Below are 21,544 nucleotides of genomic sequence, written 5' to 3' on the forward strand. Positions count from 1 at the left end.
TCCCGAATCCAAGGCGAAGCACCGTGAAATTCCTCGATGAAGCCAAGGTCTACGTCCGCTCCGGCGACGGCGGTCCCGGCTGCGTCTCGTTCCGGCGGGAAAAGTTCATCGAGTTCGGCGGGCCGAACGGCGGCGACGGCGGACGGGGCGGCGATGTCTGGATCGAGTGCGTGCAGGGCCTCAACACCCTGATCGACTACCGCTACCGGCAGCACTTCAAGGCGAAGAAGGGCGAGCACGGCATGGGCTCGAACTGCCACGGCGCCAAAGGCGACGACGCGGTGCTCCAGGTGCCGGCGGGCACGCAGGTCTTCGCCGAGGACGGCGAGACGCTGATCGCCGACATGACGGAAGTCGGCCAGCGGGTGCGGCTGGCCAAGGGCGGCAATGGCGGCTTCGGCAACGCCTACTTCACCACCTCCACGAACCGGGCGCCGCGCCACGCCAATCCCGGCCTGGAAGGCCAGGAGATGTGGCTGATCCTGCGCCTCAAGCTCATCGCCGATGCCGGCCTCGTCGGCCTGCCGAACGCGGGCAAATCGACCTTCCTGGCGACCGTCACCGCCGCCAAGCCGAAGATCGCCGACTATCCCTTCACCACGCTTCATCCGGGCCTCGGCGTGGTGCGCTCGGACGAGCGCGAGTTCGTGCTCGCCGACATTCCCGGCCTGATCGAGGGCGCGCATGAGGGTGTCGGCCTCGGTGACCGGTTCCTCGCCCATGTCGAGCGCTGCCGGGTTCTGCTCCACCTCGTGGAGGGCACGAGCGAGCATGCCGGCAAGGCCTACAAGCTGGTACGGCGCGAGTTGGAGGCCTACGGCGAGGGCTTGTCCGACAAGCCCGAGATCGTCGCCCTTTCGAAGGCGGACGCACTCGATGCCGAAACCCTCAAGCAGCAGCTCGCCCGGCTGAAGCGGGCGGCGGGCGGCAAGCCGCTGGTGCTCTCGGCGGCCTCGGGGCAGGGGGTGCAGGAGGCGCTACGCGCGATCCAGGCCCAGCTCGATACGCAGGGCGCAGAGGAAGCGGAGGCGGAGCCCGCCGAGCCCTGGCACCCGTAGGCACAGCGGCGCTACGCCTCAGCCCGGCCCGGCGGCGGGATTTGCCGGTTTGCCCTACATCGGAGGCATGCGCAGCGCCCTTGCACGTCCCCTTGCCCTCCTCCTTGTCCTCGCCGCCTCCCCCGCCATGGCGGAGGATTCCTGCACCGATCTGATCGACCGGGTGCAACGGGCAACGAGCGCGTCGGTGGCCGAGCGGAGCGCCGACTTCGCCCGGTTCGAGGCCGGGCCGCAGACATCATTGACGCTCTCGTGCGCGGGCGCCGACGCCTCCTCCGTCGGCGCGCAGTACAAGGGCGAGACCCCACCCGAGGCCTACGACACCCTGTTCGTCCAGGCGGGCCATGCCGTCACGGGGATCGCACCGGATCGGCTGCGGGACGCCACCCGGCAGGCCCGCGCAAGCGCGCAGGACAAGCGCCACAGCGCGGTCGAGGTGGACGGCGCCCGCGTCACCTGTGCCTTCATGCGCAAGGAGCAGGGTCCGCTCACCCTCTGCGCGGTGATCCAGCGCCCTGGCGCCTGACCTACCGGACGTCGAAGCGGGGCGCTGCCCCGCGCCCCGCCAAAGGGATCATCCCTTTGGGATCTCGATATTCAACTCGTTCCGGTGCCGTGCAGCACGGCCGGGACCGGATCCTCGCCGTCGAGGGTCCGTGCCACGGCGCGGGCGACGTTGACGAGGGCGGTGACCATCGGCGTCGCCGGGTCTCGGCGCGGGGCGACGAGGCCGATGGCGTGGCGCAGGTCCGGCTCGACGATCGGGATCGCCCGCAGACCCTCGGTCGGCCCCAGCGCATCGGCGAGGATGGCCGGCATCACGCTCGCCCATTGCAGGGTGCGCACATGGGTCATCAGCACGACCATGGAATTGGATTCGAGCGTCGGCGCCGGCTCGCCGCCCGCGGCGCGCATCTGCTGATCGATGATGCGGCGGTTCTGCATGTTGGGCGTCAGCAGGCAGAGCGGGATCTTCGCCAGCTCCGCCCAAGTGACGCTGGCCCGGTCGTCGTAGGGGCCGCCCGCAGCGGTCAGGAGCTGGTAGTGCTCGGTGTAGAGCGGGACGGAGGTCACGCGCCCGAGGGGCTCGTTGTCGAGATAGGTCAGTCCCGCATCGGCCTCGAGATTGTCGATCAGCGAGAAGATCTCTTCCGAGGTGGTGGAGAGTACGCTGAAGCGCACGTTCGGATAACGCGCGCGGTACGGCGTGGTCAGCGCGGCCACCATCGGCAGCGCCGTCGGCACAGCGGCGATCCGCAGATGGCCCGAAAGGCCCCTGCGGAGGGCGGCCACGTCGTCCTGCATGGCGCGGGCATCGCCGACGATGCGGCGGCCCCAGGCCAGAACCCGGTCTCCCTCCGGCGTGAACCCCTGGAAGCGCGAGCCGCGCTGAACCAAGCGCACGCCGAAACGATCCTCCAGGCTCTTCACCCCCGCCGAGAGGGTCTGCTGGGTCACGCCGCAGGTCTCCGCCGCGCGCCCGAAATGCTGCTCGCGGGCGAGCGCCAGGAGGAATTCGAGCTTATCGATCACGGCGTCCGTCCCGCCCGCGCGGTGCGGGCGGGACGGACGGTAGGCCGCGGGCGCGGCGCGCTCAAGCAACCATCCGGGCTGGTGCCCCGCCTCACCGAAACAGGATCAGCGCCTTGGACAGCGTGATCCAGATGCCCCACAGGATCGGCAGGCCGACCACCGCCCAGGCCAGGAGGGCGCCGGGGGTCACGCCGCCCCGGCCGATCCCCTGGCTGCCGCCGCGCACCGCGGCCGATGTCCTCGCTTCCGCCGTACTCGGCTTGTCCTGAAGCGACTTCACCCGAGCCTCGTCCATGAACCAGTGCCGCGCGAGCGGCCGGACCAAGAGGTTGCAGAGGAAGCCAGCCGCGAGGAAACCGGCCAGCACCAGCATGGTGCGGGCGTAGAGATCGAGGCCCTGGACGCCGGCATCGACCTGATGCTGGCGGATGGCGGTGATGACGAGGGGGCCGACGACGCCCGCCGTCGACCACGCGGTCAGCAGGCGGCCGTGGATCGCGCCGACGAACTGCGTGCCGAACACGTCGGCGAGATAGGCCGGGATAGTGGCGAATCCCCCGCCATACATCGACAGGATGATGCAGAACATCCCGACGAACAGGGCCGTCGAGCCGAGGCCGGCGGCCCAGGGCGCGGCGGCGTAGAGCACGAGCCCGACCCCGAAGAAGATGGCGTAGGTGGTCTTGCGCCCGATCCGGTCGGACATCGAGGCCCAGAAGAAGCGCCCGAGGATGTTGAACAGCGACAGCAACCCGACGAACCCGGCCGCGATCGCCGCGACCTGCCCCTTCTCCGCCGCATCGAGCTGCCCGAGCGCGACGCCAGGCCGGCCGATGAGCCCGCCGCCGAAGATCTCCTGCAGCATCGGCGAGGCCAGGGCCAGCACGCCGATTCCGGCGGAGACGTTGAGGCAGAGCACCAGCCAGAGCAGCCAGAATTGCGGGGTCTTGTGGGCTTGGTCGAGGTGGACATGGCCCGAGGCGATCATCGCGTTCTTCGCCGCGGGCGGCGTCCAGCCCTCCGGCTGCCAGCCGGCCGGCGGCACGCGGTAGCCGAGCGCGCCGCTGACCATGAAGACGAGGTAGCCGAGCCCCATCACCGCGAGCGCCTGCCACACCCCGGCCGTGTCGGCGCTGCGGAAGGTCTTGATCAGGGTGTCGGCCAGCGGCGAGCCGATCATCGCGCCGCCGCCGAAGCCCATGATCGCCATGCCGGTGGCCATGCCGCGCCGGTCGGGAAACCATTTGATCAGCGTCGAGACCGGCGAGATGTAGCCGAGCCCGAGGCCGATGCCGCCGATCAGGCCCATACCGAGCCAGATCAGCCAGAGCTGGTGCAGGTAGACGCCGAGCGCCCCGACGAGGAAACCGCCGCTCCAGCAAAGCGCCGCGGCCAGCCCCGCCTTGCGCGGCCCGGCCCGCTCCAGCCAGCCGCCGAACACGGCCGCCGAGATGCCGAGCATCACGATGCCGATCGAGAACACGATGACGAGGTCGCTCACCCGCCAGTCGCAGGTGGTGGTGAACAGGGCCGTGGCGACGCTCATGTCCGGGCAGGCGGCCGGGGCTGCGGCCCCGACGCTCAGAGCCCGCGACAGGGGGAGCCAAAACACCGACAGGCCATAGGCCATGCCGATGCAGAGATGGATGGCGAGCGCCGCCGGGGGCACCAGCCAGCGGTTGAAGCCCGGCTTGGCGACGGTCCTTTCCCGGGAGAGGAATGCCGGCGCGGGCTCGTCCCACGGCACGTCACCCACACCGCCTCGGCTCATGGCTCTCTCCCTCCGCCGACCCGTGCTCAGCCGGACATTCCGGCAGCCGAAATCATGTACGGTGGAGCGCAATAGCCGATTGAACCGGATTCGTCAGCTTAGCAGGCTCTCAACAATCGGCGATGAGGGCCTCTCCCGTCACCGCGTCGGCGGAGGGCGACGCGATACCGCCCTTCAAAACGCAGAGCGAGCGTGGGAGGCGTCGGGTTCGAGATCAGCCCGGAACGGGGCATCCCGGTTTCGTCCGGACGGTGAACGGGCGCCATCGTCCGGGCCCGCTCGCATCATCCAGGATCAGGCATCAACCCGCGTCGCTGGCGCCTTCGCCCACGAGCTGCGGGTTGCGGGTGGCCGGACGCACCGGACTCTCGACATTCGGCTCCTCGTGAAGCGCCCGGTGGACGAGCGCGTCGAGCCGCTCGCCGGCTTCCTCGGCGTAGCCTTCGAGGTCGCGGCGCATCTTCGGCGTCCAGAACGCCACGATGTGCTTGTGGATACCCGAGACGGCCTCCTCTTCCGGGTAGGACCGGAAGAACAGGGCGATCTGGTTGGCCATCCGGACCAGCTTGTCGTTGGGATTGGTCGCGCTCATGCCCGCACTCGGCTGTGTCTGATTGGAGAGCGCTCCCTCCCGCTCCCTCATCCTGAGGGGCCGCGCGAGCGGCCTCGGAGAAGGGCTCCAGGGATCATAGCGCGTTCTGGAGCCCTCCTTAGAGGCCTCCGCTTCGCTCCGGCACCTCAGGATGAGGGACAGGATCGGACGTCTGGGGGCGGGCCGACGCCCGCCCCGTCGAGAGACTATTCCGCCGCTTCGGCGATGCGGGTCAGGGAGAAGTCCTCCTCGTAGAACTTCGCCTGCCAGTCGGAGGGCCGGTTCGTGCGTCGGATCTGCACCGCCGTCACCTTGTATTCGGGACAGTTGGTGGCCCAGTCCGAATAGTCGGTGGTGATGACGTTGGCGCCGGTCTTGGCGTGGTGGAAGGTCGTGTAGACGATCCCCGGCTGCATCCGCTCGGTCACCTTGGCCTTCAGAGCGATGTCGCCCGAGCGGCTCTCCAGCGCGACGAGGTCGCCATCGACGATGCCGCGCACCTCCGCGTCGAAGGGGTGGATCTCCAGCACGTCTTCCTCGTGCCAGCGGGAGTTCTCGGTCCGCCGCGTCTGCGCGCCGACATTGTACTGCGAGAGGATACGGCCCGTGGTCAGGATCAGCGGGAACTTGCCCGTGGTCCGCTCGTCGGTGGGCACGTATTCGGTGATCATGAAGCGGCCCTTGCCGCGCACGAACCGGTCAACGTGCATCATCGGCGTACCGAGCGGCGCCTTCTCGTTGCACGGCCACTGGATCGAGCCCAGTTCCTCCAGCTTCTGGTAGGAGACGCCAGCGAAGCTCGGAGTCAGCGCCGCGATCTCGTCCATGATCTCGGACGGGTGGGTGTACTCCATCTTGTAGCCCAGCGCGTTGGCGAGCAGCACCGTGCCCTCCCAGTCGCCGTAGCCGCCCATCGGGGCCATCACCTTGCGCACGCGGGAGATGCGGCGCTCGGCGTTGGTGAAGGTACCGTCCTTCTCGAGGAAGGAGGCGCCCGGCAGGAAGACGTGGGCGTACTTGGCGGTCTCGTTCAGGAACAGGTCCTGGATCACGATGCACTCCATGGCCCGGAGGCCGGAGGTGACGTGATGGGTGTCGGGGTCGGACTGCGCGATGTCCTCGCCCTGGATGTACATGCCCTTGAAGTTGCCGCCGACGGCCTCGTCTAGCATGTTGGTGATGCGCAGACCCGGCGCGTTGTCGAGCTTGGCCCCCCAGATCGCCTCGAAGCTCTCGCGGGTGGCGTCGTCGGCGACGTGGCGGTAGCCCGGCAGCTCGTGCGGGAACGAGCCCATGTCGCAGGAGCCCTGCACGTTGTTCTGGCCGCGCAGCGGGTTCACGCCCGCGCCCACCATGCCGATGTTGCCGGTGGCCATGGCGATGTTGGCCATGCCCATCACCATGGTCGAGCCCTGGCTGTGCTCGGTCACGCCGAGCCCGTAGTAGATCGCCGCCTTGCCCCCGGTGGCGTAGAGCCGGGCCGCCGCGCGGATCTCCTGCGGATCGACGCCGGTGATCGCCTGGGCGGACTCGGGCGAGTTGCGTTCCTCGGCGATGAAGCGGGCCCAGGACTCGAACTCGGCCAGATCGCAGCGCTCGCGGACGTAGTCCTCGGCGACCAGACCTTCCGTGACGATGACGTGGGCGAAGGCGTTGATGAAGGCGACGTTGGAGCCGGGCTTGAGCGGCAGGTGATGGTCGGCCCGGATGTGGGGCGACTTCACGAGGTCGATCTTGCGCGGGTCGGCGACGATGAGGCGGGCGCCCTCGCGCAGCCGCTTCTTCATCCGCGAGCCGAAGACCGGGTGGCCGTCGGTCGGGTTGGCGCCGATGACGAGGATCACATCGGATTCCTCGACCGACTTGAAGTCCTGCGTGCCGGCGGAGGTGCCGAGCGTGGACATCAGGCCGTAGCCGGTCGGCGAGTGGCAGACGCGGGCGCAGGTGTCGACGTTGTTGTTGCCGAAGGCGGCGCGCACCAGCTTCTGGACGAGGTAGGCCTCCTCGTTGGTGCAGCGCGAGGAGGTGATGCCGCCGACCGAGTCGCGGCCGTAGGTCGCCTGGATGCGCTTGAATTCGGACGCCGCGTGGCTGATCGCCTCTTCCCAGGAGACCTCGCGCCACGGATCCGTGATCTTGGCGCGGATCATCGGCTTGGTGATGCGGTCCTTGTGGGTGGCATAGCCGTAGGCGAAGCGGCCCTTGACGCAGGAATGGCCCTCGTTGGCCTTGCCGCCCTTGTAGGGCACCATGCGCACGACCTTGTCGCCCTGCATCTCGGCCTTGAAGGCGCAGCCGACGCCGCAATAGGCGCAGGTCGTCACCGCCGCATGGTCGGGCTGGCCGAACTCGTGGATCGTCTTCTCCTGCAGCGTCGCGGTCGGGCAGGCCTGGACGCAGGCGCCGCAGGACACGCATTCGGACTGCATGAAGTTGGTCGGGCCCGCCGCCACGCGGCTGTCGAAGCCGCGGCCCTCGATGGTCAGCGCGAAGGTGCCTTGGGTCTCCTCGCAGGCGCGGACGCAGCGGTTGCAGACGATGCACTTCGACGGATCGTAGGTGAAGTAGGGGTTCGACTCGTCCTTGGGCAGGTAACGGTCGGAGGCCGGCTTGACGTGGTTGTCGCCGTCATAACCGTAACGCACGTCGCGCAGGCCGACCTGACCTGCAGTATCCTGCAGCTCACAATCGCCGTTAGCGGCGCAGGTCAGGCAGTCGAGCGGGTGGTCGGAGATGTAGAGCTCCATCACGCCCTTGCGCAGCCGATGCAGCTTGTCGGTCTGCGTGTGCACGACCATGCCGTTCTCGGCCGGCGTGGTGCAGGAGGCGGGCGTGCCGCGGCGGCCGTCGATCTCGACGAGACACATCCGGCAGGAGCCGAACGGCTCCAGCGAATCCGTGGCGCAGAGCTTCGGGATCTTGGTGCCCATATGCATCGCGGCGGCCATGACCGAGGTGCCCGCGGGCACCGTCACGCTCTCGCCATCGATGGTCAGCGTCACCGTCTGCTCATTGAGCCGGATCGGCGTACCGTAGTCGATTTCCTTGATGAGGGTCATGCGACGGCCTCCTCACTCGGCCGCGACGGGCAGATCGCCCGCGCGCCGAAAATCCTCGGGGAAGTTGGTGATCGCGCTCATCACGGGCATGGGCGTCAGGCCGCCCATGGCGCAGAGCGAGCCGTCGGTCATGATCTCGCAGAGATCGGCGACGAGCTTGAGATTGGCCTCCGGGCGGATGCCGGAGATGACCTTGTCCATGGTCTCGACGCCGCGGGTGGCGCCGATGCGGCAGGGGGTGCACTTGCCGCAGGATTCGGTGGCGCAGAACTCGAAGGCGAAACGCGCCTGCTTGGCCATGTCCACCGTGTCGTCGAACACGACGATGCCGCCATGGCCGACGAGGCCCTTCTTGGCCGCCATCGCCTCGTAATCCAGCGGCGTGTCGAGCAGGTCGTCGGGGAAGTAGGCCCCGAGCGGACCGCCGACCTGCACCGCCCGCACCGGACGGCCCGAGGCCGTGCCGCCGCCGAAATCCTCGATCACCTGACGGATGGTGATGCCGAAGGCGTACTCGATCAGGCCGCCCTGCTTGATGTTGCCGGCGAGCTGGATCGGCAGGGTGCCGAGCGAGCGGCCCATGCCGTACTCGGCGTAAGCCTTGGCGCCGTGCTCGAGAATGTACGGCACGGCCGTGAAGGTCATGACGTTGTTGACCAGCGTCGGCTGGCCGAGGAAGCCTTTGAGCGCGGGGATCGGCGGCTTGGCCCGGACGATGCCTCGCTTGCCCTCGAGGCTTTCCAGCAGCGAGGTCTCCTCGCCGCAGATATAGGCGCCGGCGCCCAGCCGCACTTCGAGGTGGAAGCTCTTGCCGGAACCGAGAATGTTGTCGCCGAGGACGCCGGCCCGCACGCCGTTGGCGATCGCGTCGCGCAGCGTCCGGAACGCCTGCGGATATTCGGAGCGGCAGTAGATGTAGCCCCGCGTGGCACCGGTCGCGACGGCGGCGATGGTCATGCCCTCGATCAGGTTGAAGGGGTCGCCCTCCATCATGATCCGGTCGGCGAAGGTGCCGGAATCGCCCTCGTCAGCGTTGCAGACCACGTATTTCTGGTCCGATTGGGCCAGCATCACCGTGTTCCACTTGATACCCGCCGGGAAGCCGGCGCCACCGCGCCCGCGCAGACCCGAATCGCGCACCTGGGCGACGACGCCCTCGGCGTCGAGCTTCAGCGCGGCCTCCAGGCCGCGATAGCCGCCGTGGGCCCGGTAATCCTCGACCGAGACCGGATCGACCACGCCGCAGCGATGGAAGGTCAGCCGGTGCTGCTTGGCAAGAAAGGGGATCTCCTCCGGCTTGCCGAGGCGGAGCGAATGCTCGCCGCCCTCGACAAAATTGGCATCGAGCAGGCCCTCGACATCGGCCGGCGTCACCGGGCCGTAGGCAATGCGGCCCTCAGGAGTCGCGACCTCGACCATCGGCTCAAGCCAGAGCATGCCGCGGGTGCCGGTGCGGACGATACGTACATCGAGGCCGCGCCGCTCGGCACCGGCGAAGATCGCGCGGGCGACGCGGTTGGCGCCGAGGCCGAGGGCGACGGCGTCCTGCGGAACGTAGAGTGTGATGCTCACGCGCGAACCTCCTTGAGGGCGGCGTCGAGGGATTCGGCGGACAGTCGAGCCAGCGGCTCGTCATCCACCAGGGCGGCAGGCGCGTTGGCGCAGAGGCCGAGGCAGTAGACCGGCTCGACGGTGACGCCGTCGGCGCTGGTGCCATGCCAGTCGCAACCCATGCGGGAGAGGATCTCGCCGTGGAGCCGGTCGGAGCCCATCGCCTGGCAGGCCTCGGCCCGACACAGCTTGACGTGATGGCGCCCGGCCGGCGGCTCGCGCCGGAAATCGTGGTAGAAAGTCAGGCAGCCATGCACTTCGGCGCGCGACAGGTTCAGCGCGTCGGCGATCATCGGCACGGCTTCCGCGTCAACGTAGCCGAACGTCTCCTGAAGCGCATGCAATATAGGGAGAGTCGCGCCCTCCAGAGATTGCAGCCCGGCGACGATCCCAGCCGCGCGGGTGGCGTTCCAAGGCTCGGGAGTAGCCATGCTTTCCTGCCCAACTTGGTTTTGTTCTAAGGCTCAATCCAAACAGGGTCGGCACTAAAGTTCAATCAAGCAGTCTCGTGGTTCGACAAAAATTTTCGATCAAAACGCTTCGTTTGCGGTGCATCATCCGCCCAATGGGTATTCAAATTTTTTTTGAAATGGTAGGAAATTTTCTTCGTATGGGTCGGGCAGGGGTGTCCGGCAGGGTGTGAAGTGGGCCATCCAGGGTCGTTACGAAAGTGAAATTCGAAGCTGCTTCGGCGGTGCCGGGACGGAATGGCGGGCGGACCCCAGCGCGGTGAACGCCCCCGCAAGCCCCCTATGCGCCTGAAGCGCCTCGCGGGCGACTCCGGTGATGGGATGGGCGGCGTTGCCGTCGCTGTGAGGCAGGTCGCAGGCGACCCGGCCCGCTCCCATGCCAACCGGCGGACCGAATCCTCGGCCCGTCGGACCCGTGTCGGTTCAGGCCGAGCCCCGGACCGCCCGGAACTGCGCGTAACGCTTCAGGAGATCGTCGATCACCCGATCCCGGCCATAGCCGGTGACGTCGTGCGGGCGGTCGCCCTCGGAAGTCTGAACGACGGCGCGATAATGGCGCTCGTCCGACGATCTCGACGGATTCTCGGCCCAGACGAAGCTCGGCGTCCGCAATCCGCGCACCCGGATGCCGTAGCGGAAGGCGCCGCGGTCTCCGTAGGGAACGATGAGATCGATGCGCTCGTCCGAGCGCACGACCTCGGGCGACAGGCCGCTCTCGCGCATCTGCCCGGCCACCGCCTCGAGGGCGGGCGCCACCGTCTCGTCGAGGAAGGTCTTCAGGTCTTCCTTCCGGTAGGAGTGGGTAATGGCCGCCAGCCGCTCCTGCCAGGACAGGCCGCCTGAAGCGGCAGCGGCCGAGGACAGGTCGAGTCCGCCGCTGCGCCCCTCCATCTGGAGGGCCCGGAGCAGGCCGTAGCAGATGAAGATCATCACGACGGAGAAGGGCAGGGCGCTGGCGATGGCCGCGGTCTGGAGCGCCTCCAGCCCGCCCGCCACCAGCAGGACGGCGGCGACGGTGCCCCCGCTGATCGCCCAGAACACCCGCTGCCAGAGCGGCGGGTTGTCGGCCGCGCCGGAGGTGATCATGTCGATCACCAGCGCTCCGGAATCCGCCGAGGTGACGAAGAAGAAGATCACGAGCAGCGTCGCCAGCCCCGAGGCGATGGTGCCGAACGGCAGGTGCCCGAGCATCTCGAACAGCGTGACGGGCATGTTGTCCTTGACGATGTCCGTCAGCGCCACGGCGCCGGACCGGTCCATCTCGATCGCCGTATTGCCGAACACCGTCATCCAGAAGAAGGTGAACAGCACCGGCACCAGCAGGACGCCGGTCACGAATTCGCGGATGGTTCGCCCACGCGAGATCCGGGCGATGAACATGCCGACGAAGGGCGACCACGCGATCCACCAGCCCCAGTAGAACAGCGTCCAGCTCCCCAGCCACTCGTTGGGCTTGTAGGCGTAGGTCTGGAGCGTGCGCTCGACCACGGCGCCGAGATAGGCGCCGACGTTCTGGACGAAGGCTTGGAGCAGGAACACCGTCGAGCCGGTGACCAGCACGAAGATTAGCAGGACGACGGCAAGGATGATGTTGAGTTCGGACAGGACCTTCACGCCTCGGTCGAGTCCCGAGGCGACAGACAGCGTGGCGCAACCGGTGATGGCGGCGATCAGGACGATCTGCACGAGCGTGTTGTTCGGCAGGCCGAACAGGTGGGTGAAGCCGGCGTTCACCTGAAGCACGCCGAGCCCGAGCGAGGTCGCGACGCCGAAGATCGTGCCGAGCACCGCGAAGATGTCGATCGCGTGCCCGATCGGGCCGTTGATCCGGTCGCCGATGAGCGGGTGGAGGGCCGAGCGCACCGTGAGCGGCAAGCCGCGGCGGAACGAGAAATAGGCCAGCGCCAGTCCCACGACGATGTAGATCGCCCAGGCGTGCACGCCCCAATGGAAGAAGGTCAGCACCATCGCCCGCTGGGCGGCCTCGATGGTCTTGCCCTCGCCCGTGGGGGGCGTGGCGTAATGCTGAAGCGGCTCGGCCACGCCGAAGAAGATCAGGCCGATGCCCATGCCGGCGCTGAACAGCATCGCAAACCACGACAGGTAGCTGTAGTCGGGCTCGCTGTCGTCCGGCCCCAGCTTCACGTCGCCGTAGCGGCTCAGCATCAGAAAGATCGCGAAGCCGAGAAAGCCGGCGACGACGGCGATGTAGAACCAGCCGAATTCATGCACGATCGCGGCTTGCAGGGTGTCGAACAGCGACTTGGCCTGTGTGGGGAACAGCGCGCTGAGGCCGGCGAAGGCGAGCGTCAGCCCGGCCGAGGTGAAGAAGACCGGCGGGTTGACCTGCATCCTCGGGCCCCTTCGACCGAGAGGGTTCTGCTCGGTGAGATCGCTCATGTCCGCTCGGGCTTCCCTTGGTGTCTTCGAACGATCCGGTCGCAGCGGATGCAGGCAGGCTCGCGGCTTCGGAGAAGGCGATCCGCTCCGATGCCGGGAGAAGGCTCATCGACATATGTGAATGGCCGCGCTTCCGTTCCCGAGCCGCATCCGGGACGGTGAGGCGTCCTCAGATTTCGAGGGCGGCGTAGGTCAGCACCCGCAATTCCCGGCGCAGGGGCAGGGCGGAGGAGGGGATCAACTGGGTCATCAGCACCACCGCCATGTCCTCGTCGGGATCGATCCAGAACGAGGTGCTCGCCACCCCGCCCCAGGACACTTCGCCCGGCGTGCCGAGGATTTGGGCGCGGGCGGGGTCGAGCATCACCGAAAACCCGAGCCCGAAGCCGATGCCGGCGTAAGACGATTCGGCGAAGCGCGGCTGGCCCATCGAGGCGAGATCGCCGGGCAGGTGGTTCATCAGCATCAGTTCGACGGTCTTGCGCCCGAGCAGCCGCACGCCGTCGCATTCGCCGAGATTGAGGATCATCCGGCAGAAGCGCAGGTAGTCGGCCGCCGTCGAGACGAGGCCGCCCCCGCCCGAGGCGAGCGGCGGCGGTGCCAGGAACCGGCTGCCGACGCTGTCGTCGTAGAGCCGGAGCTTTCCGGCGCGATCGAAAGCGTAGTTCGCCGCAAAGCGCGCCTGCTTCTCTTCCGGCACGAAGAAATCGGTGTCGTTCATGCCGAGCGGCCGCAGGATGCGCGCACGCATGAAATCCGCGAAATCCTGGCCCGACACCACCGCGACGAAGTGGCCGAGCACATCGGTGGCGACCGAGTAGTTCCATTCCGCCCCCGGCTGAGCCAGCAGCGGCTGCTGCGCGAGCCGCGCCACGAGCTCGCCGAGCGGCAGGGTCGACGTCTGGAAGTCGATCTCGTTCTGGCGGTAGAGCGCGTCGACGAGGGTCGCCTCCATGAAGCCGTAGGTCAGGCCGCTGGTGTGGGTGAGGAGGTCGCGGATCGTGATCGGGCGCAGCGCCGGCTCGGTCTCGATCTTGGCCCGGTTGCCGCCGGTCATCACCCGCATCTCGGCCAAGTCCGGCAGGAAGCGCGCGATCGGATCGTCGAGCTGGAACCGCCCCTCCTCGTAGAGCATCAGCACCGCGAGGGAGGTCAGCGGCTTCGTCATCGAGTAGATGCGGGTGATGGTGTCGGCGGCAAACGGCTTTTCCCGCGCAAGGTCCGCGTGGCCGTGCGCCCGAAAGAAAGCGGTCTTGCCACCCCGCAGCACGCTCACCGAGAGGCCGGCGAGGCGCCCGGATTCGACGTAGCCCCGCATCCAGGTGTCGATCCGCTCCAGACGGTCGGGACAGAGGCCGACGTCTCGGGGATCGGTCTCGACCTGCATGCGCGGCTCCTTACGTTCGTGTCCGGAGCCCGTGTAGCGGCCTTGCACAGGGGGGCGCCAGCCCGAAAGCCGTCACCAGCCCATGGTGCCGGGCCCGCCCTTGAACGGCCCGACGAGCCCCGGCGTGATCCAGCCACCATAGAAGCCGCCGGGCTGGGGCTCGGCGCGCACGTCGCCGACGAGGCAGGTGTCCATCGGACCGGCATAGAAGGCGACGTAGCCGGCGATGGGCCGGAAGCCCGGCGTCGGATCGGGATAGGCCCAGGCCGCCCCCGACGCCCGTTCTCCGCCGCCCGTCACGTCGAGCAGCACGGCCCGGCCTTTCCATTCACAAATTCCGGCGCGGCGTGGGGGCCCGAGTACGCCCTCGGCGATATGCTGGGGCGGGATGTAGTAGGTCGGCGGGTGGCTCGTCTCCAGCACCCGGAAGCCTTCCGTGGTCGCGGCGATGGTCCGGCCGCCGAGGATGACGGTCAGCCGCTCGGGCACCGGCTCCAGCCGGGGCGGGCGGGGATAGTCCCAGACGCTTTCCTGCCCCGGGCCGGGGCGGACGGGGATGGGCCGCACGGGCGCCTCCGTTGATGTCGCATCACTGGTTTGTCGCAACCGGCCCTCATGCTAGCGCATCGAGAGCCCGAGAGAAGGACGCCGCCGTGAGCGAAGCCGCACGCCAAACCGCAGACTATGCGCTGTTCCTCGATTTCGACGGCACCCTGGTCGAGATCGCCCCGCGCCCCGACGCGGTGCAGGTCGATCCCGGCCTGGTGCCCGCGCTGGAGCGCCTGCGCGAGCGGCTCGGCGGGGCGCTCGCCATCGTCACCGGACGGCCGGTCACGGTGATCGACGACTTCCTGAGCCCCGCCCGGTTCGACGTAGCCGGGCTGCACGGCGTCGAGCGCCGGGTGGACGGCCATTTGAGCGGCGGACGGCCGGAGGATCATCCGGACCTGCGCGCCGGCGTCGAGCGGCTGCACGCGGAGACGGCCCGCTACGAATCCGTACTGATCGAGGACAAGGGCGCCTCGGTCGCCGTGCATTGGCGGCTGGCCACGCCGGGCGATGCGCAGGCGGCCGAGACCATCGTGAAGGCGGTGGCGGCCGATCTCGGCTCCGCCTACCGGCTCCAACTCGGCAAGGCGGTCGGCGAGATCGTGCCGGCCGACGCCACCAAGGGCCACGCGATCCGCGCCTTCGCGGAGGCGGCCCCCTATGCCGGGCGGCGCGCGATCTTCCTCGGCGACGACCGCACCGACGAGATCGCCTTCGCCTCCGTCAACGAGGATGGCGGCGTCAGCGTGCGCATCGGCGACGGAGAGACCGTGGCCGGCCGCCGCCTCGCCACCCCTGCGGATGTGCGCGCGCTGATCACCGCCTGGGCCGAGGGCGCACCGATCGACCTCGACGCGCTGCCCGCTGCCTGAGGGCACTTGCGGGGCAGAACCGTCCGCCGCAACGCTTGCCGAACGGCCGGCGCACCCTCTGTTAAGGTCGCGGCAAAGCACGGCGAGAAGCGAGAGGCGGATGTTCGAATTCCCGGTGCTGATCGGTGACATCGGCGGGACGAATGCCCGCTTCGGGCTGATCGAAACGAGGGGCGGGGCGCCCCGCCTCCTCTCCCGCGAGGCGACAGACGGCCATCCCGATCCGAGCGCGGCGATCCGTTCGTCCCTGGCGCGGGCCGGCGCGCCCGCGCCGCGCTCGGCGATCCTGGCGATCGCGGGTCGGGTCGATGCGCCCGCCGTCCAGCTCACCAACGCGGCTTGGCGGGTGGACGCCGCTGCCATCGGCCGGGACTTCGGTCTGGCGCGGGTCGCCTTGGTCAACGACTACGTTCCGGTCGCCGCGGGCGCGGCCAGCATCGAGCCCGACGAACTCACGCCGATCGGACCGGCGCGGGAGGACGCGCCCGGGCCCCGGCTCGTGCTGGGCCCGGGCACCGGCTTCGGCGCCGCGGCCGTGATTCCCTACGGGGAGCGCCTCGCCATCGTCTCGACGGAGGCCGGCCACACCGACCTCGGGCCGACCGACGCGGAAGAGGCCGAGATCTGGCCGACGGTCGAGCGCGTCGAGGGGCGGGTCACGGTGGAGACGCTGCTCTCGGGCTCCGGTCTCGCCCGGCTCTGCGCGGCGATCCGCGCGGTGCGGGCGGCCGGCGACGGCTCCCTGGGCGATCCGGCCGAGATCACCAGCGCCGGCCTGTCGGGCGAGGATCCGCACGCACAGGCCGCGCTCGCGCTGTTCGGCAAGCTGCTCGGCCGGGTGTGCGGGGATCTAGCGCTCACCTTTCTCGCCACCGGCGGGGTCTATATCGGCGGTGGCATCGCCCCGCGGATCATCTCCGTCCTGCGGGAGGGCGGGTTCCGCGAGGCATTCGAGCGCAAGGCGCCCTTCGCCGAGCAGATGCGCACGATCCCCACCAGCGTCATCACCGTGAAGGACCCCGCCTTCAGCGGCCTCGCGGCCTTGGCGAGCCAGAGCGGGCGCTTCGTCTATCACGGGCAGGGTTGGACGCCGGATCCGTGACGCCAGGAGGCCGCCGCCCCCTATGCCCCCTAGCGTCGGCCGAACGGTCTGTTAACCATGGCAGGCGCTAAGCTTCGTCGTCCCCGCCGTCTCGTCCCGAGCGGCGCGGGAGCGTGGAGCCGCCCAGAGTCCAGACCATGCGCGCCAAGCCCATCCTTCGCGCCCACCTCCTGTTTCTCGCCGGGGCGCTCGCCCTTCCGGCCGGGACACAGGCCGCGCCGCGGGCCCACAGGGCCAAGGCGGCCCCCGCGGGCGTCGCCGTCGATTACAGCGTCAATCTCGCCGGTATCCCAATCGGCAATGCCCAGCTCACCGGCGCCTTCGAGGGCGCGCGCTACCGCATGGACGTCTCGGCGGTGCTGACGGGCCTCGTCGGCGCGGTCACCGGCGGCCAGGGCTCGGCCCGGTCTTCGGGCAGCATCGCCGCGGCGCCCCTGCCGAGCGCCTTCTCGATCGCCACCCGCACCAGCAGTTCGGGCATCGCCGTACGCATGGCGCTGGCGGGCGGCAACGTCACCCAGGCCGAGGTGACCCCGCCGCTGCTCGATACCGGCGACCGGGTGCCGGTCACGGCGGCGGCCAAGCGCGGCGTGATCGATCCGGCGAGCGCGCTGATGATGCCGGCACGCGCCCGCGCCGAGCTCACCGATCCCGAGAACTGCAACCGCACGCTTCCCGTCTTCGACGGCGCCACCCGCTTCAACGTGGTCCTGAGCTACGGCGAGACCCGACAGGTGGAAAAGCCCGGCTACAGCGGGCCGGTGCTGGTCTGCAACGCCCGCTACGTCGCCATCGCCGGCCACCGGCCCGACCGGCCGGGGGTGAAGTTCATGGAAGACAACCGCGACATGTCGGTCTGGCTCGCCCCCGTCGAGGGAACGCGGGTGCTGGTGCCGCTGCGGATCGCCGTGCGCACCACGCTCGGCACCAACATCATCGAGGCGACCCGCTGGACGCGGACCGGCACCGCGACCGCCACCGGCGGCGAAGCCCAGCCGGCCGCCGTCGCCGACGCGAGCCTGTCGCAGCAGTAGGTTTTGCGGATCGCAATCCAGATCGACCCGGTCATCCGCGACGCGCCCTCATCCTGAAGTGCCCGCGTCGGCGGGCCTCGAAGGATGAGGGGCCGGGCGGGACCGAGGGACGATCGAATGAGCGCCGATGCGGTTAGGAGGTGCAACCATGCGTCGGTTCGCAAACGCTTCGCCCCGCAGGAACACTCTGCGGCGCGTCTGCCTCGTCCTAGCCCTCCTCGTCCCGTCCTTCGCCTGGGCCGGCGGCCCCCTCACGGCGGGGCCGGATTGCGGCCCCGACGCATTCTCCACCGCACAGGTGATCGAAGGCCGCCCGCCGCGCCGCGGCCCGCTGATGGCGATGCCCGACACCCTCTGCACGGACCTCACGCCGCAGCAGCCTCAGCCCCGGATCGACATCTATGCCTATCCCGGCGTCGGTGCCCCGGCTGGCGGGCCGGGCACGGGCGTCCCATATGAGGGACGGTCGCCGCGGCTCGCCCCGTACCGCTAGAGCATCGTCCCGAAAGGTGGCTTCCGGCTTTCGGAAAAAAGACGATGCAACAGCAAGCGCCTCGAGCATGGTCCGGGATCCGGTATCCAGGACGGTGCTCGAGCGGCCGACTTCCGATGCAGGGCCCAGCGCCCGGCTGCCCTCCGCTCCGCCGACGGCCCTCAGCGCCGTAGGGATCGCCGCTCCCGCATGACGCTCCGCACCCTTCACCGCGAGGCCCGCGCGCGCGGGGTCACGGCGGTGCTCGGCCCGACCAACACGGGCAAGACGCACATGGCCATCGAGCGGATGCTCCTGCATCCGACCGGCATGATCGGCCTGCCCCTGAGGCTCCTGGCCCGAGAGGTCTACCTGCGCGTGGTCGCCAAGGTCGGCGCTGAGAACGTCGCGCTCATCACCGGCGAGGAGAAGATCAAGCCGGATCGGCCGCGCTACTGGATCTGCACCATCGAGGCGATGCCGCGCGACCTCGACGTCGCCTTCGTCGCGATCGACGAGATCCAGCTCGCCGCCGACATGGATCGCGGCCACGTCTTCACCGATCGCCTGCTCTACCGGCGGGGCCGCGAGGAGACGCTGCTGATCGGCTCCTCGACCATGCTGCCGCTGGTGCAGGCGCTGATCCCCGGCGTGCAGACGACGACGCGCCCGCGTCTTTCGAGCCTGACCTTCGCGGGCGAGAAGAAGATCTCGCGGCTGCCGCACCGCACCGCGATCGTCGCCTTCTCGGCCGAGGAGGTTTACGCCATCGCCGAGCTGATCCGGCGCCAGCGCGGCGGTGCGGCGGTGGTGCTCGGCGCGCTCTCGCCCCGCACCCGCAACGCCCAGGTCGAACTCTATCAATCGGGCGACGTCGATTACCTCGTCGCCACCGACGCGGTCGGCATGGGGCTCAACCTCGACGTCGATCACGTGGCCTTCGCCGCGAACTGGAAATACGACGGCACCCGCTTCCGCAAACTGTCCCCAGCCGAGATGGGCCAGATCGCCGGGCGCGCCGGGCGCCATATCGCCGACGGTACGTTCGGTTCGACGGGGCGCTGCCCACCCTTCGAGCCGGAGATGGTCGAGGCGCTGGAGACCCACGATTTCGAGCCCGTGCGCATGCTGCAATGGCGCAACCCGGACCTCGAATTCGCCTCGCTGGAACGGCTGCAGGCGAGCCTCGACGAACATCCGCACGAACAGGGCCTGACCCGCGCGCCGATGGGCGAGGACCAGCAGGCGTTCGAAATCCTGATGCGCGAGGAAGACATTCGCGACATGGCGAAAGGGCCGGCAGCGGTGCGCCGGCTGTGGGACACCTGCGGCGTGCCGGACTACCGCAAGGTCCACCCGCAGACCCATGCCGACCTCGTGGCCCAGCTCTACCGCTTCCTGATGCGCGGCATGGCGGGCCGCATCCCCAACGACTGGTTCGCCCGCCACGTGGCGATGATCGACCGCACCGACGGCGACATCGACGCCCTGTCCCAGCGCATCGCGCAGGGGCGGACCTGGACCTTCGTGGCGAACAGGCCCGACTGGTTGCTCGATCCTCTGCATTGGCAGGGCGAGACGCGTCGGGTAGAGGACAGATTGTCCGACGCCCTGCACGAGCGCCTCGCGAGCCGCTTCGTCGATAGGCGCACCAGCGTCCTGATGCGGCGCTTGAGAGAGAAGACGATGCTGGAAGCCGAAATCACCTCCGGCGGTGACGTCACCGTCGAGGGTCAACATGTGGGCCGTCTTCACGGCTTCCAATTCGTGCCCGACCCACAAGCCGAGGGCCACGAAGCCAAGACGCTGCGCTCCGCCGCCGACAAGGCGCTGGCCGGCGAGATCGAGGCGCGGGCCGACCGCTTCGCCTCGGCCGCCGACGCGTCGCTGGTGCTCTCGCATGACGGCATCATCCGCTGGACCGGCGATCCCGTCGCCAAGCTGACGCCGGGCGACAAGCTGTTCGAGCCCGGCATCCGCCTCATCGCCGACGACAGCCTGTCCGGCGCGTCCCGCGAAAAGGTCGAGACGCGGCTGGCGGCATGGCTGCGCGCCCACATCGTGCGCCTGCTCGGGCCGCTGATGGAGATCGAGACGGCGGCCGACCTCACAGGGCTCGCCCGCGGCATCGGCTATCAGGTGGTCGAGGCGCTCGGCGTGCTGGAGCGGGCCAAGGTGGCGCACGAGATGCGCACCCTCGATCAGGACGGGCGGGCCAATCTCCGCCGTCACGGCGTGCGCTTCGGCGCCTACCACATCTTCCTGCCCGCGCTGCTGAAGCCGGCCCCGCGCACCCTCGCCGCCCAGCTCTGGGCGCTGAAGAACGGCGGCCTCGACCAGCCCGGCCTCGACGAGATCGCGCATCTGGCCAGTTCCGGCCGCACCTCGATCAAGGTCGATCCCAACATCGCCAAGGGTCTCTACCGCGCCGCCGGCTTCCGGGTCTGCGGCGAGCGGGCGGTGCGCGTCGATATCCTGGAGCGGCTCGCCGACCTGATCCGCCCGGCCATCGCCTACCGCCCCGGCACGACCCCGGGCGAGCCGCCGGCCGGCAGCGCGGACGGCGACGGCTTCGTCGCCACCGTGAACATGACCTCGCTCGTCGGCTGCTCGGGCGAGGATTTCGCCTCGATCCTGAAGTCCTTGGGCTACGTCGCGCAGAACCGTGCCGGCCCGGCCATCACCGTGCCCCTGGTCGCGGCAGCACCGACCGTCCCCGCCGCACGCCCCGACGAGGCCGCATCGCAGGAGACGGCGACCCAAGACACCGCCAGCGAGACATCGGCGACCGAGGAGACACCGGTCGACGAGGCGGCAGCCGAAGCGACGTCCCAGGACGCGACCGCCGTCGATGCCACGGCCGAGCCGAGCGACGAGACGGCGCCTGCCGAGGCAACGTCCGACGCCGAGGGTGAAACCGAGACCGTCACCGCCGAGGCCGAGCCCACCGCGGGAGAGACGGTCGAAGCACCGGCCGAAGCGGATGCCCCGGTTGAGGAATCGGCACCGAGCGAGGCCGAGACGTCTCCCGAAGCCGCCGCACCGATGCCGGCCGAGACCGCCGATGCCGCGCAGGCGGCTGCGGCGACCGGAGAGGTCGAGGCGGTGGACGCCGCCGATTCGGCGATCCCTGCGGACGAGCCCGCCGCGGACACCGAGTCGGCTGAAGCAAGCACGGAAGCGACCGAGGCTGCGCCGGCCGCTCCTGAGACTGTCGAGGTCTGGCATCTTCACCGTCCGCAGCGTCACACCGGTCAGCGGCCCGGCCGCGGCCAGGGACGTCCGGACGGACGCCAAGAGGGCAGACAGGACGGCCGTCAGGATGGACGCCAGGGCGAGCGCCGCAACGACGGCCCGCGCCGTCCCCGCGAGGACCGTCCGGAGGGCGGACGTCCGGCACGGGCCGACGGACGGGGCGACAGCCGCCGCGAAGGTCAGGGCGAGGGCGCCCGCCGCGAGCCGCAGGGCGGCCGCAACCGGCCCGAGCGCCGCGACGAGAACCGCCGTCCCAGCACCGAGCCGCGCCCGCCGCGCCGCGAGCGCCAGCCCGATCCGGATTCGCCCTTCGCGGCACTCGCCGCACTGAAGGCGAAGCTGGAATCGGACGGGGGCAAGCGCTGAAGCGCCCGCCCCA

The 21,544-nt window shown here is 69.5% G+C and carries 16 protein-coding genes; 7 read left to right on the forward strand and 9 right to left on the reverse strand.

Features of this window, described 5'->3' with window-relative positions:
* Nucleotides 1-23: 23 nt before the first annotated feature.
* Entirely contained in the window at nt 24-1,058 is a 1,035-nt protein-coding gene (gene obgE, locus J2W78_RS06770; protein WP_253369140.1) for a GTPase ObgE, read from the forward strand.
* A gap of 67 nt (nt 1,059-1,125) precedes the next feature.
* Nucleotides 1,126-1,584, forward strand: coding sequence for a hypothetical protein (locus J2W78_RS06775; RefSeq protein ID WP_253369142.1), 459 nt, complete (start codon nt 1,126-1,128; stop codon nt 1,582-1,584).
* 71 nt (nt 1,585-1,655) lie between these two features.
* Here J2W78_RS06775 and J2W78_RS06780 read toward each other — a convergent pair whose 3' ends face one another.
* From J2W78_RS06780 to J2W78_RS06820, 9 genes are all read right to left on the reverse strand, one after another.
* Entirely contained in the window at nt 1,656-2,591 is a 936-nt protein-coding gene (locus J2W78_RS06780) for a LysR family transcriptional regulator (protein WP_253369144.1), read from the reverse strand.
* A 91-nt stretch (nt 2,592-2,682) separates the two neighbouring features.
* Nucleotides 2,683-4,362: an OFA family MFS transporter gene (locus J2W78_RS06785; protein WP_253369146.1), complete on the reverse strand. Its 1,680-nt coding sequence runs from the start codon at nt 4,360-4,362 to the stop codon at nt 2,683-2,685.
* A gap of 301 nt (nt 4,363-4,663) precedes the next feature.
* Nucleotides 4,664-4,954, reverse strand: a complete 291-nt coding sequence (locus tag J2W78_RS06790) for a formate dehydrogenase subunit delta (protein ID WP_253369148.1) — start codon at nt 4,952-4,954, stop codon at nt 4,664-4,666.
* A gap of 206 nt (nt 4,955-5,160) precedes the next feature.
* On the reverse strand, nt 5,161-8,013 hold the full coding sequence (fdhF, locus tag J2W78_RS06795; protein WP_253369150.1) for a formate dehydrogenase subunit alpha: 2,853 nt from the start codon (nt 8,011-8,013) through the stop codon (nt 5,161-5,163).
* Between the two features lie 12 nt (nt 8,014-8,025).
* A complete protein-coding gene (locus J2W78_RS06800; protein ID WP_253369152.1) occupies nt 8,026-9,585 on the reverse strand; it encodes a formate dehydrogenase beta subunit in 1,560 nt (519 codons plus the stop codon).
* Nucleotides 9,582-10,055, reverse strand: a complete 474-nt coding sequence (locus J2W78_RS06805) for a formate dehydrogenase subunit gamma (RefSeq protein ID WP_253369154.1) — start codon at nt 10,053-10,055, stop codon at nt 9,582-9,584. The genes J2W78_RS06800 and J2W78_RS06805 overlap by 4 nt, the downstream gene beginning before the upstream one ends.
* 462 nt (nt 10,056-10,517) lie before the next feature.
* The gene (locus J2W78_RS06810) at nt 10,518-12,446 is read right to left on the reverse strand and encodes a BCCT family transporter (protein ID WP_437178563.1); all 1,929 of its coding nucleotides are present in this window, start codon (nt 12,444-12,446) and stop codon (nt 10,518-10,520) included.
* Nucleotides 12,447-12,663: 217 nt separating this feature from the next.
* The gene (locus tag J2W78_RS06815; RefSeq protein WP_253369157.1) at nt 12,664-13,881 is read right to left on the reverse strand and encodes a serine hydrolase domain-containing protein; all 1,218 of its coding nucleotides are present in this window, start codon (nt 13,879-13,881) and stop codon (nt 12,664-12,666) included.
* Nucleotides 13,882-13,953: 72 nt separating this feature from the next.
* Nucleotides 13,954-14,448: a DUF427 domain-containing protein gene (locus J2W78_RS06820; protein WP_253369159.1), complete on the reverse strand. Its 495-nt coding sequence runs from the start codon at nt 14,446-14,448 to the stop codon at nt 13,954-13,956.
* A gap of 86 nt (nt 14,449-14,534) precedes the next feature.
* Here J2W78_RS06820 and otsB point away from each other — a divergent pair, with 86 nt between their 5' ends.
* The 5 genes from otsB to J2W78_RS06845 all read left to right on the forward strand — a co-directional run bounded on the left by otsB (nt 14,535) and on the right by J2W78_RS06845 (nt 21,531).
* Nucleotides 14,535-15,302: a trehalose-phosphatase gene (gene otsB, locus J2W78_RS06825; protein WP_253369160.1), complete on the forward strand. Its 768-nt coding sequence runs from the start codon at nt 14,535-14,537 to the stop codon at nt 15,300-15,302.
* Nucleotides 15,303-15,402: 100 nt separating this feature from the next.
* The gene (locus J2W78_RS06830; RefSeq protein WP_253369162.1) at nt 15,403-16,404 is read left to right on the forward strand and encodes a glucokinase; all 1,002 of its coding nucleotides are present in this window, start codon (nt 15,403-15,405) and stop codon (nt 16,402-16,404) included.
* Nucleotides 16,405-16,541: 137 nt separating this feature from the next.
* The gene (locus tag J2W78_RS06835) at nt 16,542-17,438 is read left to right on the forward strand and encodes a DUF3108 domain-containing protein (protein WP_253369164.1); all 897 of its coding nucleotides are present in this window, start codon (nt 16,542-16,544) and stop codon (nt 17,436-17,438) included.
* 148 nt (nt 17,439-17,586) lie between these two features.
* Nucleotides 17,587-17,931, forward strand: coding sequence for a hypothetical protein (locus tag J2W78_RS06840; RefSeq protein WP_253369165.1), 345 nt, complete (start codon nt 17,587-17,589; stop codon nt 17,929-17,931).
* Between the two features lie 189 nt (nt 17,932-18,120).
* The gene (locus J2W78_RS06845; RefSeq protein WP_253369167.1) at nt 18,121-21,531 is read left to right on the forward strand and encodes a helicase-related protein; all 3,411 of its coding nucleotides are present in this window, start codon (nt 18,121-18,123) and stop codon (nt 21,529-21,531) included.
* Nucleotides 21,532-21,544 lie beyond the last annotated feature (13 nt).

This window comes from Methylorubrum extorquens, from assembly GCF_024169925.1.
GTDB classification, from domain to species: Bacteria; Pseudomonadota; Alphaproteobacteria; order Rhizobiales; family Beijerinckiaceae; genus Methylobacterium; species Methylobacterium extorquens_A.